Annotated in this window: 14 protein-coding genes; 5 read left to right on the forward strand and 9 right to left on the reverse strand. The window is 59.3% G+C overall.

The window, feature by feature from the left end; translation table 11 throughout:
- Positions 1-95: 95 nt before the first annotated feature.
- The 5 genes from JFT66_RS04560 to JFT66_RS04580 all read right to left on the reverse strand — a co-directional run bounded on the left by JFT66_RS04560 (position 96) and on the right by JFT66_RS04580 (position 8,755).
- A complete protein-coding gene (locus JFT66_RS04560; protein WP_198858850.1) occupies positions 96-3,401 on the reverse strand; it encodes a hypothetical protein in 3,306 nt (1,101 codons plus the stop codon).
- 50 nt (positions 3,402-3,451) lie between these two features.
- Positions 3,452-5,122 (reverse strand): ATP-binding protein, encoded by a 1,671-nt coding sequence (locus JFT66_RS04565; RefSeq protein ID WP_198858851.1) that lies wholly within the window; start codon positions 5,120-5,122, stop codon positions 3,452-3,454.
- Entirely contained in the window at positions 5,122-6,621 is a 1,500-nt protein-coding gene (locus tag JFT66_RS04570) for an ATPase domain-containing protein (RefSeq protein WP_034119733.1), read from the reverse strand. Before JFT66_RS04570 ends, JFT66_RS04565 begins: the two co-directional genes overlap by 1 nt.
- A 117-nt stretch (positions 6,622-6,738) precedes the next feature.
- Positions 6,739-7,797 carry a HEAT repeat domain-containing protein gene (locus tag JFT66_RS04575; protein WP_198858852.1) on the reverse strand — a complete coding sequence of 353 codons (1,059 nt, stop codon included), beginning with the start codon at positions 7,795-7,797 and terminating at the stop codon, positions 6,739-6,741.
- A 64-nt stretch (positions 7,798-7,861) separates the two neighbouring features.
- Positions 7,862-8,755: a bestrophin family protein gene (locus JFT66_RS04580; protein WP_034119606.1), complete on the reverse strand. Its 894-nt coding sequence runs from the start codon at positions 8,753-8,755 to the stop codon at positions 7,862-7,864.
- A 327-nt stretch (positions 8,756-9,082) separates the two neighbouring features.
- On the opposite strand from JFT66_RS04580, the gene JFT66_RS04585 reads away from it, so the two are divergent.
- The 5 genes from JFT66_RS04585 to JFT66_RS04605 are packed head-to-tail and all read left to right on the forward strand — an operon-like array spanning position 9,083 to position 14,640.
- Complete coding sequence (locus JFT66_RS04585) at positions 9,083-10,732, forward strand: AMP-binding protein (RefSeq protein WP_153839700.1); 1,650 nt, start codon at positions 9,083-9,085, stop codon at positions 10,730-10,732.
- Between the two features lie 21 nt (positions 10,733-10,753).
- Positions 10,754-11,521, forward strand: a complete 768-nt coding sequence (locus JFT66_RS04590; RefSeq protein WP_198858853.1) for an SDR family NAD(P)-dependent oxidoreductase — start codon at positions 10,754-10,756, stop codon at positions 11,519-11,521.
- Positions 11,522-11,533: 12 nt separating this feature from the next.
- Complete coding sequence (locus tag JFT66_RS04595; protein WP_198858854.1) at positions 11,534-12,718, forward strand: acetyl-CoA C-acyltransferase; 1,185 nt, start codon at positions 11,534-11,536, stop codon at positions 12,716-12,718.
- Positions 12,719-12,727: 9 nt separating this feature from the next.
- Positions 12,728-13,855 carry an acyl-CoA dehydrogenase gene (locus JFT66_RS04600; protein ID WP_153839703.1) on the forward strand — a complete coding sequence of 376 codons (1,128 nt, stop codon included), beginning with the start codon at positions 12,728-12,730 and terminating at the stop codon, positions 13,853-13,855.
- 11 nt (positions 13,856-13,866) lie between these two features.
- Positions 13,867-14,640: an enoyl-CoA hydratase gene (locus tag JFT66_RS04605; protein WP_034119601.1), complete on the forward strand. Its 774-nt coding sequence runs from the start codon at positions 13,867-13,869 to the stop codon at positions 14,638-14,640.
- Between the two features lie 916 nt (positions 14,641-15,556).
- Here JFT66_RS04605 and JFT66_RS04610 read toward each other — a convergent pair.
- The 4 genes from JFT66_RS04610 to JFT66_RS04625 form a co-directional block, all read right to left on the reverse strand.
- Entirely contained in the window at positions 15,557-16,708 is a 1,152-nt protein-coding gene (locus JFT66_RS04610; RefSeq protein ID WP_034119599.1) for an acyl-CoA dehydrogenase family protein, read from the reverse strand.
- Between the two features lie 2 nt (positions 16,709-16,710).
- Complete coding sequence (locus JFT66_RS04615) at positions 16,711-17,814, reverse strand: enoyl-CoA hydratase/isomerase family protein (RefSeq protein ID WP_198858855.1); 1,104 nt, start codon at positions 17,812-17,814, stop codon at positions 16,711-16,713.
- 131 nt (positions 17,815-17,945) lie between these two features.
- On the reverse strand, positions 17,946-18,656 hold the full coding sequence (locus JFT66_RS04620) for an HPP family protein (protein ID WP_153839706.1): 711 nt from the start codon (positions 18,654-18,656) through the stop codon (positions 17,946-17,948).
- A gap of 166 nt (positions 18,657-18,822) precedes the next feature.
- Entirely contained in the window at positions 18,823-19,032 is a 210-nt protein-coding gene (locus JFT66_RS04625) for a type VI secretion system contractile sheath small subunit (protein WP_267910985.1), read from the reverse strand.
- Positions 19,033-19,043: the final 11 nt, after the last annotated feature.

The raw sequence follows: 19,043 nt of genomic DNA on the forward strand, positions 1-19,043 counted from the left end.
GCGCGTAAGCATTACATAACTGCCAGGTTCTTCTCGGAACACCGAAAAGAACCTTATCATTTAATCTAGCGTGCTTGTTTCCAGCCCACTGACCTTTATGCAGAGGGCACGAAATCCTTTGAAGGAAGACCCAAAGGCTCCTTGCTGACGGGATCAAGAGGATACCATTTGCCGTTTTTCTGGGTCGCCGCAATTTCAGTCATAACGCCCTGCACGGTGGCTTTGCCTATTGTGGCGTTCTCAACGTCCCTGAAGATTTTGACCGGGTCATACTTGATCCTGATTCGCGGTTGGTTATTGTCCGCAGGCCCGCTGTTTGTGAAGTAAGTTATACCTGTTTGCACACTGGCCTGCACAATACCCTTAGCATCGATGGGGTTGAACGCGCCTAGTGTGCCACGCAATAATTTTTTTGCGGTACTCCCGAATGTAGATGACCCTACCTTGGCACCAGCGCCAACGACCTTCCCGGCGCCGGCCAAGAGAAAGCCAAAAATATCAAACGACAAATCGACGAGGCCTTCGCGCCAGTTGCCCTCTATAAAGTTTTTGGTGGCGTTGTAACCTGGAATAAGGCCTACCACGAAATCTTCGATTTGTTTATAAAAAGGTACTTCACCATCGAACGTGGTAGTACTGCGCAGCGACGCTGCCTGCTCCCGTATGTTGAAATGTTTTACCATGGCATCAACGATGTACTGCGTCTTTTCGCTGGCGAAGCTGTTAGGCGCGTCATTAACGCCGTCATGGGTCCAGGCCTCGAGAACGTTTGCCTTGTAGTCGCCATCAGGAACAAGAGGCACAAGACGATTTACGCCCTTCCCGTCGGAGGAGACGGAGCCAACGGATCTCAGATCGGGACGTGGGCGAAGGGTATTGTCTGTGCTGTTTAATTCATATCTGTGGGTCTCTATATGGCCCTGTTCATTCACAATCTCGCTTGTTATAAAGATACTGCTGGGTGAGGCGTCTTTTGTGCTTTCAATGAGCGTGTAAGGGTCCTTCGTAAAAGTGACTTCTTTAAAAACTGCAAGCTTCCCGTGTTCAATTATCTTTCGGTCTTCAAGGGAAAGCGTTGAGACCAAGTACTTGCCTTGCGTACGGACGTCGCGCTCGAAGCGATCGAAATAAACATCAAGCCCATTTTCAAACTGGTAAATGATGTCACTGTTTGACATGGGCTTAAAATTTATGCTGCTTAGGTCAATGTTTTCATCGCTGGATCGATACCTGTCTAATTCGGCCTTGTTGTGTTGTTGCCCGCTGTGGATGAATATGTCCAGCAGTGAGTAGGGGCCTGGAAACGACAAAAAGACGGATGTCTTTGGAACGAGAACTTTTTGCCTGATTTGCTCTTCCGATAAGTGCGGGTTTTGGGCCTTTATTTCAGCCGTTGCCCTGTCGTGAAGATCCGGTATTAACGCTGCAAACGTATCAGACGCCTTACTCAATGCCTCTATTTGCAGGGTGTAGGCAGAACGTACCTTGTCCATTTCTTCTTCTGAATATTGACCCGTGCTGTTCCAATCCAACACACCGTTGTGAACGCCCCACTCTTTCAGTGCGTCGCTTTGAGCCTGCTGTTCAACCAGTTTGTCTGCCAGCGTTATGGGTGCCAGCTCATGTCGCATCATGACTTGCGAATATGTCATTTGGCTGGTCGAGCCAGGAGCCTGCGCCTCGAGACGGGCTACCGCGGTAGTAAAACTGACCCAGGAGTGGGTACCCTTGGTCAACGTTTCAGGTATGTCCTTGACCAGAAGCTCCGGCGCCTTGTGGGATAACAATAACGTTACGGCAAGGTCTACGGTTTTAGGCGTTGCTTTTTTTTGCTCGATCAAATGTTCAGCCAGCGCTTTGCGGATCATCGATGCGCTGTGCCCGAAGAGCTTCACGTCGGCGAGGTCAAATCCAGCGGCTTTGGTTCTCTGCGACGGGTCTGAGCCCCCCCATAGATCCAATGAGTTATAGAGTGCTGTTAGCACCCAATCGCTGACAGGGTCTGGCGATAAAAGCTCGCCAACCTCGCGGTCAGCGGTGGCGGCTAAATGTTTAGCATTAGATGATTTGAGTATATCGTCGAGCGCAAGACGAGGGTCTTTGTTGAGGGTTGGGAGGTCGCGGGTCAGATAGTCGAACACGGTCTCCCCTGGCTCTGTCAGCACGGAACGATTAATGGCGAATCTGAGCTCGTTCTTATCGTTGTCACTCATCGGTGTCGGCCACGAATGCGCGCCACCCAGATTGCCGTACGCCGGTGTTGGTAGTGGAAGGCTTGCCAAAGACTGCGCAATGTTCCTTAACTCCGACGCATCAGTTGGAACCAACAAGCCATGACCTACCAGGTAATCGCGCAGCGTCACGGCCACACCTGATTTGAGCGTGTGGTCCCGGGAGTAGGAAGAAGTGGGATCTATCTGGATTGGCGTATCCAGCGCAACCTGCATTCTTTCCTTAATAATTTGATTGTATTCTGCGCGATCTTCTTCCTTGGCAAATGTACTTTTCGAGAAGTGGTGTTCCAGGCCCTTGAGTACATCGTCAACCGCTTTTGGTATGGCTGCAATCACAGCCCTTCGGTTGTTCAGATCACCCAGTTTCGCCGCTTGGTCATCCAGGTATTTCTGCGAGGGAATATTGAAAGTTTCAGGGAAAAGGTCATCTTCACGCTGCCACTTGTTGATGTACTCCGTGACGGCTGCCTGTTGCTCGGAAGGCGAGAGAGCACTGTCAAAAGGCAGGGTATGGCCATGAAACTGGGCTATGTCTGCGATCTTCGCAGCGGTCGCGGTGGCCGCGGGATCGAAGCTTACGGCGTTGCCGGAGCCTGCCAATGTTTTGGCCACGCTCTTGAGCAAGGGCCATCCCATAAAGCTGTGAATATCGATGGATTGAGCGGTGGGCTTGGGCGCCGAAAAGTCGAAGGCATTTTGGGGGCGGGTGCTCAAGGTGGTGCCGCTGAGAGTGCCGCTGTCGACATTGATGGTGATCTCTTTTGAAAGATCGATGTCATGCTCTTTGGCCCATTCCATGAACGCCGGGTTTTTAAGGAAGTTACCCAACAGCGTACGCGACTGGCTGAAGGACGAATCCCGCGGGATATTCTCCACGGTGTGTTGGCGATAGTCTTTATTGGCACCCGACAATTCTTTCAAGTCCAACTTGTATAAGTCGGCTAACACTCGATCCCCCCGTTGCTGAGGGCTTTCGTTCTTTCCCGGAAGCTCTGTCGCGACCTCGAGGTGGGCGGGTCGCGGTTGTAAATCGGCTTTTGCCAGTTGGGGCGTATGCAGCTCGGGCAGGCGTGAATTGGAAATAAAAGTCATGAGAAATGTTCCTGTTCGATGTGGGTAATACGTTGTTCGCCAACGTATGTGGAAAAAAACCCACATCGATTCCATCGATTGCTCCTTAAATCATGACACCTTATTGCGAGCCCTGGCGGCTTGCTCTACGCCTGGATCATCTCCCGGACCTTGGCGGTCAACAAATCAAAGGTAAATGGCTTGGTGATCAACTGCATGCCTGGATCCAGGAAACCACCGCGCACTGCCGCGTGTTCGGCATAGCCGGTGATAAACAGCACCTTGAGTTCCGGGCGAATCTGCCGGCCGATTTCCGCCAGTTGCCGACCGTTCATACCGGGCAAGCCTACGTCGCTGATCATCAAGTCAATGCGCTGTTCGGACTCAATGATCGGCACTGCCGTATCCGCGTCCCCCGCCTCGACAAATCCATAACCCAGCTCTTTGAGCACGGCGCTGACCAAGACCCGTACCGCCGGGTCATCCTCGACGATCAATACGGTTTCGCCCGCATTGGCGAAAGGTAGCAATGTGGGGTTCAGAGGCTCCTGGTGCGCTATCTCGCCAACGAAACGCGGCAGGAACAAGCTGACAGTGGTGCCTTTACCGACTTCGCTGTGAATCGTGACATGGCCGTGGGGCTGACGCGCAAAGCCGTAGATCATCGACAGCCCCAGGCCCGTGCCTTGCCCAATGGGTTTGGTGGTAAAAAACGGATCGAAAACCCGGCCGATCAAGTGCTCTGGAATGCCGCAGCCGGTATCACTGACGCTCAGTTCGACGTAATCGCCAGGCTTCAACGTGCCATAGGCGGCGGTGAATACGCTGTCCAGATGACGGTTGCCCGTCTCGACGGTCAACTTGCCGCCACCCGGCATGGCATCCCGCGCATTGATCACCAGGTTGAGCAGGGCGCTTTCCAATTGGTTGGGGTCGGCTTCAGCAGTCCACAACGAGCTGGCGAGGCGCATGTCGAGGGCGATGCTTTCATTGATGCTGCGTTGCAGCAGCTCGCCCATGGAGGTCACCAGTTGGTTGATCTCCACCGGTTTGGAGTCCAGCGACTGGCGCCGCGAGAACGCCAGCAGCCGATGGGTCAGGCCTGCAGCACGGTTGGCCGAGGTGACGCCCAGATCGATGAGGCCGTCCAGGTCATCGAGTTTGCCCCGTGCCACGCGCCTGCGCAGCAGCTCCAGGCTGCCGATAATCCCGGTCAGCATGTTGTTGAAGTCATGGGCGATGCCGCCGGTCAACTGGCCGACGGCTTCCATTTTCTGCGATTGGCGCAACGCTTCTTCGTTATGACGCAGTTGCGCGGTGCGCTCTTCCACCTGCTGTTCGAGGGTTTCCAGGGTGCGCTGCAGGCGCAATTCACTTTCGCTCAGGTCGATCAGGCGATCCCGAGCCTCGTATTGGCGCCGCCGTCCGCGCAGGGCTGCGCTGACCAGGCTGATCAGCGTCACCGGATGAAACGGCCGCTCCAGGAATGTCACGTTGCCCAACAAGCCACTCAGGTGCGATGAACCGTTCTGTTCCTTGCCGCCGTGATGGGTCATCAGCACGATCGGCAGGTCAGACCAGGCTGGCTGTTGATGCAGGTGATCGAGCAGTGGCTCCAGGTCGACACCGCGTAGTGCTTCGGCAGCAATGATCAACAGGCCAGCGCCTTGCTCAATTGCTTCGCACAGCTCGGCCAGGTTACCGGCAACGATGCCACTGTAGCCGGCTTCGTTGAGCATCATCAGCGCCAATGAGCCGTCGCGGCCCATTGGCGCCAGCACGATGGCGCGCTCGGAGACGGGAGAAAGGGCCGGCACTAGCCCTCATCCTTAAGCAGAGGAGAACCGGCACCCATGTAAGTCGGAATGCCACGCAACACGCCTTGAAAGTTATCCAGGGGTTCACCAACGGTCATGCCACGGTGACCGATACGGTATTCACGGATAGTCGACTCATGGGAGCCGGTCCTTTTCTTGATCACCGAAATGGCGCGGCGGACTTTGCCCAGGGCTTCGAAGTAGCGCAGCAAAATGACGGTATCGGCCAGGTAGGTAATGTCTACCGGCGCCTGCATATCGCCGACCAGGCCATGCTGGGCCACCGTCATGAACGTCGCTGCACCGCGGCGGTTGAGGTAGAGCAGCAGTTCGTGCATATGCAGGATCAATGCGTTCTCTTCCGGCATCGCAGCCTGGTAGCCGTTGATACTGTCGATGACCACCGTCTTGATGCCGCGCTCGTCCACGCAGCGGCGTACCCGATGGGAGAACTCGCCAGGGGAGAGTTCAGCCGCGTCGACCTGCTCGATCAACAGGTTGCCGGTGTCTTGCAGGGCGACGAGATCAATACCCATGTTTTTCATGCGTTCGAACAGCAAGCCCAGTTCTTCATCGAAGATGAACAGCGCGGCTTTTTCTCCGCGTTCCACCGCGGCGGCGGCGAAGATCATCGAGATCAGCGACTTGCCGGTACCCGCCGGGCCGAGAATCAGGCTGCTGGAACCGGTTTCGATACCACCACCCAGCAGGGAGTCCAACGCTTGAATACCGCTGCTCAACGTCTGGCGGTTGTAGCCACCCCGATGCTCGGCTGCCACCAGGCGCGGGAACACGTGGATACCATCGGCCATGATGGTGAAGTCGTGAAAACCGCCACGGTATTTCTGGCCACGGTATTTCACCACTCGCACGCGACGACGCTCGGCGCCGTAGTTGGGGGTCAGTTCTTCCAGGCGAATCACGCCGTGGGCCACACTGTGTACGGTTTTATCCAAGGACTCTGTAGTGAGGTCGTCCAGTAGCAGCACGGTTGCGTCGTAGCGCACGAAGTAGTGCTTGATCGCGAGGATCTGCCGGCGATAGCGCAGCGAGCTTTGCGCCAGCAGGCGGATCTCCGAGAGGCTGTCGACCACGACACGGGTCGGCTTGACCCGTTCCACCACTTCAAAAATCTGCCGGGTGGCTTCACCCAGTTCCAAATCTGAGGAATACAGTAGGCTTTGCTGGTGCTCGGCGTTGAGCAGGCTCTCTGGCGGCGTCAGTTCAAAGATATGGATGTTGTCATCCAGGTCCCAGCCATGGGACTCGGCACCCTGGCGCAATTCGCGCTCGGTTTCGGACAGGGTGATATACAAAGATCGTTCACCGTTTTTCGCGCCGGCCTGCAAGAAATGCAGCGCTACGGTGGTTTTACCCGTGCCGGGTTCGCCTTCCAGCAGGAACAGATGGCTGCGCGATAAGCCGCCGGCAAGAATGTCATCAAGACCTTCGATGCCAGTAGCCGCTTTTTCACTGAACAGCTCTTTGGATGTAGACAAGAAGTGCCCTCGGGTCACGTACAAGTAGAGGGGCACGTCCACTGGGACGCGCCATATTTACTTGACCGTAGTGGCCTTTGGCGGTTCAACGTTTTGTAAAATTTGTGCTCACCGGGCCTAAAGACCTTGTTGCAGCGCCGGGTCATCCGGGTTCTGTTGCTCCAGTTGTGCGAGCAGCACTTGGACGTTTTGCAGTTGCCCGGTTTCTTTCCAATAGTTGACCAGCAGCACGCGGGCTTTGCGGTTGGCCGGGTGGCGCTGGATGATTTCTTCCAACTGACGCTGGGCCGCTTCCACTTCCTCTTGGGCATGCAGGGTGGTGGCCAAGTCGTAGCGATAATCCTGATTGTCCGGCTCCAGCTCCACCGCTTTAGAGAGGCCGAGCAACGCGTAGGGGCGTTCGCCGTGGTGCAGCAACCACATGCCCAGGGCATGTTGCAGGTAAGCCGACTCTGGGTGCGCGACCAATTGCCGTGCCAATAGCTGGCGCGACTCGTCGGTCTTGCCTTGCTTGTCCAGCAGTTCGATTTGCGCCACCACGGCTTGCAGGTTATCGGGCTGCAAGCGCATCGCCTGTTCCAGGGCATTTTGCGCCTCCGGCAGCAGTGCGCTGTGGATGTACAGGCGCGCCAGTTGAATCCAGCCGTCGGCGGTTTCAGGCTGGGCCTTGAGGGTTTTAACGAATTCGTCGAGTACTTGCTGCAGGGGGCCGAAGTACAAGCCCAAGGTGTCTGGCGACAGGCCGAGCAAGGCGTTGGCGGCGGCAAAGCGAACTTCCTGTTCGGGGTCATCCAGCACCGGGCCGAGCAGCAAGGTGCGTTGGCCGCTGGGCACCAGGCCGACGATGCTGTGAATCGCGGCCTCACGTACCAAGGGTGATTCATTGGCCAGGTCTTTATCCGCCAGCTTCAGTGCTTGGGGGCTGGGGTAATTGGGCAGTTCAGCGTGCAGGGCGGCACGGCGCTCGGGCGACAGGTCCGGCCGCCCAAGCTGTTGATACAAGACCCGCGCTGCGCCCGGCTCGCCGTTGTGTGCCTGTTTCAATGCCTTGGAATAACCATGGGCAATGGCCGGTGGCACAGCGACCGGCGCGCTGCGGGAGAACAACCAGATGATCAAGACGATCAACAACAGGGCGCACAGGCCGATGATGGAGTAACGGCGTGACTTAGACATGCAGGCGTCCAGCTAGTACAAAGCCGTCAGCTTCGGTCAGTGCAGGGCGGGTGTCAAACCGGCGTCAGGTCAATACGTAATCCAACGGCTCCAGGGTCGGGGGCAGGTTGATTTCGCCAAGGGCGGCGAGGGTCTCGCGCTCCAGGGTACGCAGGATGGCGTCGCACGGCAGGTCGTTTTCATCGAAGCCGAACGGGTCTTCCAATTCGTCGCCAATGGCATCCAAACCAAAGAAGGTGTAGCTGACGATGGCGGTGAACACCGGTGTCAGCCAGCCCAATGGTTCGGCCATGGCGAACGGCAACAGAATGCAGAACAGGTAAATGGTGCGGTGCAGCAGCAGGGTGTAGGGGAAGGGCAGCGGCGTGGTTTTGATCCGCTCGCACGACGCCTGCACCTGGCTCAGGCTGACCAGCCGGGCTTCCAACTGGGTGTAGCGCCAATCGCTGATCACACCCTGCTGGGCCAATACAGAAAACCTGGCACCGAGTGTCTGCAGGACGCGGTCAGGCAAGTTGGGGTGGCTCGTGTCCACGACTATCCAGGGTTTAACCGCTTGCGCTTCATCTTCATGGCGCAAATGGGCGATCAAGCCATGGGCAAAACCGCACAGGCCACGCAACAACCCGGCACGCTCGGCAGTGTCGCCCAGCACCTGGGTTTCGCGAATCAGCGAACGCACCTCAATAATCATTTGCCCAAGCTGCTTGCGGCCTTCCCACCACCGGTCGTAGCAGGCGTTGTTACGAAAGCTCATGAAGATCGACAACGACAAGCCCAGCAGGGTGAAGGGCGTGGCATTTACCTTGGAAAAGTAGGCGGGGTGCAGGGTTTCCACCAGCACGATTACCGAGGCAAGAAGCGTGACCATCAGGCTGCGCAAGGCAATCCGCTTGGCAATCGAACCCTTGAGGGAAAACAGGATACCCAGGAGGTTGGGTTTGGGGCGAACGATCATGACAGGCTTCTGTGGTGGTGCAGGCCGTCAGGTTAGAAGCTGGCGGGCAGTGGGTCCAATCGCTTGGATCGACCGGTTGATCAGTGGGATCGATGATAGCTTGCATGGCGGCCTGGCAGCCGACCAGGATATTGGATCAGGCCGGGTAAATATCCATTCCTGCGGTAACGGTAGCTATGGGTTGCGCCCTTACGACGGCTTGGCCAAACCAGTCAGCCAAGTTGAAAGCTTTGACCATTGTCGCTGCAGCCCTCTAGAGCGACTATTTCAACCGATTTACCTGCTCGAAAACGTCCTGAAAATAAAAACACAGAAGGATTTGAAGCGATGCGTGAATATTTGGCTGCCACCACCGAGTTCGATTACCAGCACACCGTCGACGCCGCACTGGCCGGCAACTTGCAGGCGCTGAATGCATGCGTGGAATGCTGTGATCGCCACGCGCTGCCTGGGCGCATCGCATTGTTCTGGGAGAGCAAGGACGGGCGCAGCGCCACGTCGACCTTTACCGAGCTGCAGGACCAAGCCGCACGCTTCGCCAACTTCCTCCTGACCCAGGGCGTCAAGCGGGGTGACAAGGTCGCCGGTCTGCTGCCGCGCACGGCCGAACTGCTGGTGGTGGTGCTTGCCACCTGGCGCATCGGCGCGGTGTACCAGCCGCTGTTTACCGCGTTCGGCCCCAAGGCCATTGAACATCGCCTGAACAGCTCCGGCGCAGCACTGGTGGTCACCGACGCGGTGAACCGCCCCAAGCTGGCCGAAGTCGCTGGCTGCCCGACCATCGTCACAGTCGCCGGTGCCAAGGGCGAAGGCATCGTTCGCGGCGACTACAGCTTCTGGGCCGAACTGCCCAACCACTCCAACGTCTGTGAGCCGGTGCTGCTGAGTGCGGATGATCCGTTCCTGCTGATGTTCACCTCTGGCACCACCGGCCCCTCGAAGGCGCTGTCGGTGCCACTCAAGGCGATTGTCGCGTTCCAGAGCTACACCCGTGACGCCGTGGACCTGCGCCCCGATGACGCGTTCTGGAACGTCGCTGACCCGGGCTGGGCCTATGGCATCTATTTCGGCGTGACCGGGCCGTTGGCCATGGGGCATCCGATTACCTTCTACGATGGCCCGTTCACCGTGGAAAGCACCTGCCGAGTCATCAATAAATACGGGATCACCAACCTGACTGGCTCGCCCACCGCGTACCGCCTGTTGATTGCCGGCGGTGAGCAGTTCGCCCGTGCGATCAAGGGCAAGCTGCGCATCGTCAGCAGTGCCGGCGAGCCGTTGAACCCGGAAGTGATCCGCTGGTTCGCCGATAACCTGGGCGTGACCATCCACGACCACTACGGCCAGACCGAGCTGGGCATGGTGCTGTGCAATCACCATGGCCTGACGCACCCGGTGCATGTGGGTTCGGCGGGGTTTGCCTCGCCAGGGCACCGCATCGTAGTGCTGGATGACGGCCATCAGGAATTGCCCGCCGGCCAGCCCGGCATTCTTGCCATCGACCGCGAGCAATCGCCGATGTGCTGGTTCGCCGGGTATGAGGGCGTGAAGACCAAGGCCTTTGTCGGCAAGTATTACCTCAGCGGCGATACGGTGGAGCTGAACCCGGACGGCAGCATCAGTTTTGTCGGGCGCAGCGACGACGTGATCACCACCTCCGGCTACCGCGTGGGCCCGTTCGATGTGGAAAGCGCCCTGGTCGAACACCCGGCCGTGATCGAGGCCGCCGTGGTCGGCAAGCCTTGCCCGGAACGCACCGAGCTGGTGAAAGCCTTCGTGGTGATCAGCGAGCAATACCGCGCCACCCCGCAATTGGCCGAAGAGCTGCGCCTGCATGTGCGCCAACGTCTGGCAGCCCACGCTTACCCACGAGAAATCGAATTTGTCAGCGACTTGCCCAAGACCCCGAGCGGCAAGCTGCAACGCTTTATTTTACGCAATCAGGAAATAGCCAAGGCCCAGGCGGCCTTGGCTTGATCCCTTTGAAAGGAACCAATGATGCAGATTGAAAACAAGGTCTTCCTGGTCAGCGGCGGTGCTTCGGGCCTCGGCGCGGCCACCGCTGAAATGCTGGTAGCTGCGGGTGCCAAGGTGATGCTGGTGGACTTGAACGCCGACGCGGTCGCCGCCAAGGCCAGGCAACTGGGCGACAACGCCCGCAGCGCCGTGGCGGATATCAGCCAGGAAGCCGCTGCCGAAGCGGCCGTTAACGCGGCTGTCGAGGCGTTTGGCGGTTTGCATGGGTTGATCAACTGCGCAGGTGTAGTCCGCGGCGAAAAAATCCTCGGTAAAAATGGCCCCCATGGGCTGGCCAGCTTTGCCCAAGTGGTCAACGTCAACCTGATCGGCAGCTTCAACCTGTTGCGCCTGGCCGCTGCGGCGATCGCCGAAACCGAAGCGGATGCCGACGGCGAACGCGGTGTGATCATCAATACCGCTTCGGTGGCGGCGTTCGATGGCCAGATCGGCCAGGCGGCGTATGCCGCTTCCAAGGGCGCGATTGCCAGCCTGACCTTGCCTGCCGCACGGGAACTGGCACGCTTCGGGATTCGGGTAATGACTATCGCCCCGGGCATTTTCGAAACGCCGATGATGGCCGGCATGACCCCGGAAGTACGCGAGTCCCTGGCCGCCGGCGTGCCGTTTCCGCCACGCCTGGGCAAACCCGCCGAATATGCCGCGCTGGTGCGGCATATCCTTGAAAACAGCATGCTCAATGGCGAGGTGATCCGTCTCGACGGTGCCTTGCGTATGGCCGCCAAGTAAGGAGCCACCTGTATGAATGACCCAATCGTTATTGTCAGCGCCGTACGCACGCCCATGGGCGGGTTCCAGGGCGACCTCAAGAGCCTGACCGCACCGCAACTGGGCGCGGCCGCGATTCGTGCCGCCGTCGAACGTGCCGGTATCGCCACCGATGCCGTCGACGAAGTGCTGTTTGGCTGCGTGCTGCCGGCTGGGCTCGGGCAGGCACCTGCGCGCCAGGCCGCCCTCGGCGCTGGGCTGGACAAGGCCACTCGTTGCACCACGCTCAACAAAATGTGCGGTTCCGGCATGGAGGCAACGATCCTTGCCCACGATTCATTGCGCGCCGGCAGCGTCGACGTGGTGATTGCCGGCGGCATGGAGAGCATGTCCAACGCGCCATACCTGCTGGACCGTGCGCGCAGCGGCTACCGCATGGGCCACGGCAAGGTGCTGGACCATATGTTCCTCGATGGCCTGGAAGACGCCTACGACAAAGGCCGCCTGATGGGCACCTTTGCCGAGGACTGTGCCGAGCACAACGGCTTTACCCGAGAAGCCCAGGACGCCTTCGCTATCGCGTCCCTGACCCGTGCGCAGGAGGCCATCACCCACGGCAGCTTTGCCGCCGAGATTGTCCCGGTGCAGGTCACCGTGGGCAAAGAGCAGAAAACCATCCTCCACGATGAACAGCCACCCAAGGCCAAGCTGGACAAGATTGCCAGCCTGAAACCGGCGTTCCGTGAAGGCGGCACCGTGACGGCGGCCAACTCCAGCTCGATCTCCGATGGCGCAGCGGCGCTGTTGCTGATGCGCGAGTCCGAGGCGCACAAACGCGGCCTCAAACCGTTGGCGGTGATCCATGGGCATGCGGCGTTCGCTGATGAGCCAGGGCTGTTTCCGGTGGCGCCGGTGGGCGCGATCCGCAAATTGATGAGCAAGACTGGCTGGACCCTTGAGGAAGTCGACCTGTTCGAAATCAACGAAGCCTTCGCTGTGGTCAGTCTGGTGACTATGAGTAAGTTGGAGATTCCCCATAACAAGGTCAATGTGCATGGCGGCGCCTGCGCTCTGGGCCATCCGATTGGTGCCTCGGGCGCGCGGATCCTGGTGACGCTGCTGTCGGCCCTGCGCCAGAAGGGCCTCAAGCGTGGCGTCGCAGCCATCTGCATTGGCGGCGGTGAAGCCACGGCCATGGCCGTTGAATGCCTGTACTGAGGATGACTTATGCTGCCCAATGACGAACAACTGCAAATCAGCGACGCCGCCCGGCAATTCGCCCAGGAACGCTTGAAACCGTTCGCCGCCGAGTGGGATCGCGAGCATCGCTTTCCCAAGGAAGCCATCGCTGAAATGGCCGAGCTGGGCTTTTTCGGCATGCTGGTGCCGGAACAGTGGGGCGGTTGCGACACCGGCTACCTGGCCTACGCCATGGCCCTGGAAGAAATCGCCGCAGGCGATGGTGCCTGCTCGACGATCATGAGCGTGCACAACTCGGTGGGCTGCGTGCCGATCCTCAAGTTCGGTAATGATCAGCAAAAAGCCGAGTTCCTCACGCCTCTGGCCAGCGGCGCCATGCTGGGTGCTTTCGCGTTGACCGAGCCCCAGGCCGGTTCCGATGCCAGCAGCCTGAAAACCCGCGCGCGCCTTGAAGGCGATCACTATGTGCTCAATGGCTGCAAACAGTTCATCACCTCCGGGCAAAACGCCGGGGTTGTAATTGTGTTCGCGGTCACCGATCCAGCAGCGGGCAAGCGTGGCATCAGTGCGTTTATCGTGCCTACCGATTCACCGGGCTACAGCGTGGCGCGGGTTGAAGACAAGCTTGGGCAACATGCCTCGGATACCTGCCAGATCCTGTTTGAGGATGTGAGGGTGCCGGTGGCCAACCGCCTGGGCGAGGAGGGCGAGGGCTACAAGATCGCCCTGGCCAACCTGGAAGGTGGCCGCGTCGGTATCGCATCGCAATCGGTGGGCATGGCCCGCGCCGCCTTCGAAGCGGCCCGCGACTATGCCCGTGAGCGTGAAAGCTTCGGCAAGCCGCTGATCGAACACCAGGCCGTGGCCTTTCGCCTGGCGGACATGGCCACGCAAATTGCCGTCGCCCGGCAGATGGTGCATTACGCCGCGGCCCTGCGCGACAGCGGCAAGCCGGCGCTGGTAGAGGCGTCCATGGCCAAGCTGTTTGCCTCGGAAATGGCCGAAAAAGTCTGTTCTGCCGCCTTGCAAACCCTGGGCGGTTACGGTTACCTGAGCGACTTCCCCTTGGAGCGGATCTACCGCGATGTGCGGGTCTGCCAGATTTACGAAGGCACCAGCGATATTCAGCGCATGGTCATCTCACGCAATCTTTAAGGAGCCGATACATGAGTTACGAAACCATCTTGCTTGACGTCCAGGGCCGTGTCGGGCTGATTACCCTCAACCGTCCCCAGGCGCTCAACGCCTTGAACGCGCAACTGGTCAGCGAATTGAACCAGGCGCTGGACAGCCTGGAAGCCAACCCCGAGATTGGCTGTATCGTGCTGACCGGCTCGAAGAAAGCCTTTGCCGCCGGTGCCGACATCAAGGAAATGGCCGAGCTGACCTACCCGCAAATCTACCTGGACGACCTGTTCAGCGACAGCGACCGCGTGGCCAACCGCCGCAAGCCGATCATTGCTGCCGTGAATGGCTTCGCCCTGGGCGGCGGCTGCGAGCTGGCGTTGATGTGCGACTTTATCCTGGCCGGTGACGGCGCCAAGTTTGGCCAGCCGGAAATCAACCTCGGCGTGCTGCCAGGCATGGGCGGCACCCAGCGCCTGACCCGGGCGGTGGGCAAAGCCAAGGCCATGGAAATGTGCCTGACCGGGCGTTTTATCGATGCGGTGGAAGCTGAACGCTGCGGGATTGTGGCGCGCATCGTGCCGGCCGATGAGCTGCTGGAAGAAGCGTTGAAAGTCGCCACCCTGATCGCTGGCAAATCGGTGCCGATCAGCATGATGGTCAAGGAAAGTGTGAATCGCGCCTTTGAAGTCAGCCTGTCCGAAGGCGTGCGCTTTGAGCGCCGGGTGTTCCATGCGGCGTTCGCGACCCAGGATCAGAAGGAAGGCATGGCTGCGTTTGTGGCCAAGCGGGCGCCGGTGTTCAAGGATAAATAGCAAGGTCGCTACAACATGGGGTGGTTGGGCTGAGTACATATCCGTTGCTGCGGTAACGGCTGCTATTGGTTCCGCTCTTACAGCGGGTCACTTTGGAAAAGAGCCCCAAAGTAACCAAAGGGCTCTTGCCCCACCACTCGGCACCTCGCCTAGGCTCGGTGTGCCCGTAATCCGACATTGATTTGGGGGGCCGCCGCCACGCGCCATCCATGGCGCGGGGCGGCTAAACCGGCATCCCTGCCGGTTTACCCCCCAAATCAATATCGAATTACGGCCAGCGTGGTTTAACGGGGCGCCTCAGATCAAAATCAAAAACACAGCGAGGCGGCCTTATAGCCGACCTGATCGTTGAGGCGTATGCGTACCCCCTGTGGGAGCGGGCTTGCTCGCGAAAGCGGTGGGTCAGTCAACATCTATGTTTGCTGGGCCGACGCCTTCGCGAGCAAGCCCGCTCCCACATTTGATCTTCGCTGCCTTGAGCATTTCGTTCGCTTAACTGACCCGCTCCCACGGAAAAGCAGAAGCGCCGCCAGCGTATCAACGATGCGAAGCGAGTCGCTCTTGATCTTGATCTTGATCTCAAGCGCCCCGTTAAACCACGCTGGCCGAACGCAGGCTTGAATCCGTGGGTAACCCGGCAGGACGCCGGGTTAGCCGCATTGGGCCATGGATGGCCCATTGCGGCGGCCCACGGATTCAAGCCGGAGTGAGGGCATGCCGAGCCTAGGCGAGGCACCGAGTGGTGGGGCGAGGACCTTTTGCTTACTTTTGGCTGGGCCGGCATTCCGGTCCCTCCAAAAGTGAGCCGCTGTAAGAGCGGAACCAATAGTGGCCGTTACCTAAATAACGGATATGTACTCGGTCAAAAACCCAACATCCCGCTCGGCTGTCACGCCCCTCCCACAGTTTTTGTCAATTAGAACGGGTAATTCTTCAGCTCCCTGGCAATCACCATCCGCTGAATCTCGCTGGTGCCTTCGTAAATCTGCGTGATCCGCGCATCCCGGTAGTAACGCTCCACCGGGTAATCCTCCAGATACCCATACCCGCCATGGATCTGCATCGCCTTGGAGCAGACCCGCTCGGCCATCTCCGAGGCGAACAGCTTGGCCTGGGAGGCTTCGGACAAGCACGGCTTGCCGGCACTGCGCAGGCGTGCAGCATGGAGGATCAGCAGGCGCGCGGCGTTCAGCTGGGTTTGCATATCGGCCAGCAGGTTGGCCACGCTCTGATGCTCGATGATCGCCTTATCGAACTGCACCCGATCACGGGCGTAGGCCAGCGCCGCCTCAAAGGCAGCGCGGGCAATGCCCAGGGCCTGGGCGGCGATACCGATGCGCCCGCCTTCCAGGTTGGAGAGGGCAATGGCCAGGCCCTTGCCGCGCTCACCCAACAGGTTGGCTTCGGGCACGCTGCATTGGTTGAGGGTGACGGCACAGGTGTCTGACGCACGGATGCCCATCTTGTGTTCGGTACGGTCGACCACAAACCCCGGCGTGTCGGTCGGTACCAGGAACGCCGAAATACCTTTCTTGCCCAGTTCCGGGTCGGTCACTGCAAACACGATGGCCAGCTTGGCGCGCTTGCCGTTGCTGACAAATTGCTTGGCGCCGTTGATCACCCACTGACCGTCTTTCAACTCAGCACGAGTACGCAGGTTATGGGCTTCGGAGCCGGCCTGAGGTTCGGTCAGGCAGAAGCAGCCGATGGCTTGGCCGCTGGCGAGTTCGGCCAGCCAGGTTTGTTTCTGCTCTTGTGTGCCGTAGTTGAGGATCGGCCCGCAACCCACTGAATTATGGATACTCATCAGGGCGCCGGTGGCGCCGTCACCCGCGGAAATTTCCTCCACGGCCAGCGCGTAGGCTACGTAGTCGACGTAGGTGCCACCCCATTCCTCCGGGACCACCATGCCGAGCAGCCCCAGCTCGCCCATCTTTGCCACCAGCCCGTCATCGATCCAGCCTGCTTTTTCCCAGGCTTGGGCATGGGGGGCGATTTCGCCACGGGCAAAGTCCCGCGCCATATCGCGGATCATCACTTGTTCTTCTGTATATTCAAGATCTTGCATGGTTAATCCCCACTCTGCACGAAGTCACGGAAGAAGCTCTCGACATGGCTGGCATCCAGCGCATTGAGGGTGGGCGGGTTCCAGTGCGGGGTTTTGTCCTTGTCGATGATCAGCGCGCGAACCCCTTCGATCAGGTCGCCACGCTTGAACCACTGCCGGTCAAGGTGCAACTCCAGGGCAAAGCACTGCTCCAGCGGCAGATGGCGGCCACGGCGCAACATCTGCAGGGTCACGGCCATGGCCAGGGGCGAGCGGGTTTGCATCAGATGGGCAGTATTCAGCGCCCACTCATGGGTGTCGGCGACGGTAACTGCCTGCAATTGCTCGACAATGCTCGGCACGTCCGGCAGGGCGAAGAAGTGGTCGATGACCGGGCGCAAGGTCGCCAAGGGCGGGTCGGGCAACTGCTGTACGGCAAGCTTGGCGAGCACACCTTGCAGATCCTTGAGAGGCGAGCCGTGCCATTGCAGGCTATCGAGTTGCTGGTCGAGGTCGATGAGCTTGGCGCTGTCGATATACCAGTCAGCCAGCCCGCAATACAGGGCGTCCGCCGCGCGGATCTGCACACCGGTCACGCCCAGGTAAGTCCCCAGTTCACCAGGAATACGCGACAGGAAGTAGCTACCGCCCACATCCGGAAAGTAACCGATGGCCACTTCCGGCATCGCCAGGCGGCTGCGGTCGGTGACGACCCGCAGATCGGCGCCTTGCACCAGGCCCATGCCGCCACCGAGGACGAACCCGTCCATCAGTGCCAGCACGGGTTTAGGGTACTGGTGGATGGCCAGGTCGAGGGCATATTCCTCCACGAAGAAATCTTCGTGCAGGGTGTCGCCCTGCTTAAAGCTGTCGTACAGCGAACGGATGTCGCCACCGGCACAGAAGGCTTTCTCGCCGGCGCCGCGCAGTACCACGGCATGAACTTGCGGATCGTCGGCCCAATCCTGCAGCTGGGCGGTCAGTTGGCGCACCATGTTCAGGGTGATGGCATTCAAGCCGGCGGGGCGGTTGAGGGTGAGGTGGCCGAGATGGTTACGCACCTGCGCCAATACGTCCTGCGGGTGAACCTCGGCGTGGCTTGCTTCGGATGAAACCTGAGCAGTCATCTCTAACTCCCTGCTTTTATTGTTCTTTATCAAGATGTTCGCGGTCGAACCTTCTCGCGATCGTACCAGTGCAAATTTGCCCAGTACAACCCGGAATCATGCAGGTCGTTGTTGCATTTATGCAGTGCGCATCAAACCACGCGGCGGGCCAGGACTTCACCGATACTGCGACGACGGGCATGGCCTTCTGCTGCGTGGATCAGTTGCTCCAGCTCTGTGGGTTCGACATCGTAGAACTGCTCCATCTCAGCCAACGCCAACTTGAGGTCGGCCGCGGTGATCGTCGCGTCGCTGACGGGTGCGGTAGAGCCCAAGACGACAGGGGCAGGCTCGCCCAACCCTTTGGGATAACGCGTGCGCGTGGCATTGTTGTAGGCCAGCGCGCACGCTAGCAGGGCGCCGGCGCCGAGCATGACGGGCGCCAGCTCCTGCCAGCCCAGGGCAATCGATGCGGGGTCGGCCAGCACCAGAGTCATGGCCAGGCCACCGGCCGGCGGGTGCAGGCAGCGTAACCAACAGATCAGGATCACCGTCATGCCTGCCGCCAGGCACGCGCTGCCCAAGGTACGCCCCAGTACCCGTGCGACCAGCAACGCCACGACGCCAGCACACAGATAACTGCCGATGATCGACCACGGCTGGGCCAGCGCACCCGATGACACCGCAAACAACAGCACGGCCGAAGCGCCAAGGGGGCCGAGCAGGTGCAGCGCGACTTCCATGCCGTATACCTGGGCGCAGGCCCAGACACTGAGTAGCGTGCCCAAGGCCATGCCGATGGCTGCACGGCTCCATTCAGCGGGGCGGGTGTTGATTGCAGCGGGTATCCAGCGAGCGAGCATTGAAAGACGGTCCATAAACGGCGGGCGAAAAAAAAGGCCTGCCTGGTTTCCCGGGACAGCCCTTAGAAGGTTCCAACATTTGGGGGAGGAACATGACGCAGTGTGCCGGTGTTGATGCGCTGGCGCCACTGCATATTAATGAGGGTTGAATGCAAAAGTAATGCAGTTAAAGGGCATCGCCGAATGTAATCGGGCCTGCCATGGTCGGCGCGGTGCCGCAGACTTTACCCAGCACACGGCTATTGGCCTCTTCATTGAACAGGCGTTCCTGCAGGTCTTCGCGCAGCTTGAGGTCCTCGGCCAGAGGTCCCTTCAGCGCCACCAGTGCGTCGCGCAACTCCATTAAACGATCGAGTCTCGGTAAAGGTACATTCAACAGTTCCTCTC

This window comes from Pseudomonas sp. MF6755, assembly GCF_016405635.1.
GTDB classification, from domain to species: domain Bacteria; phylum Pseudomonadota; class Gammaproteobacteria; order Pseudomonadales; family Pseudomonadaceae; genus Aquipseudomonas; species Aquipseudomonas haemolytica.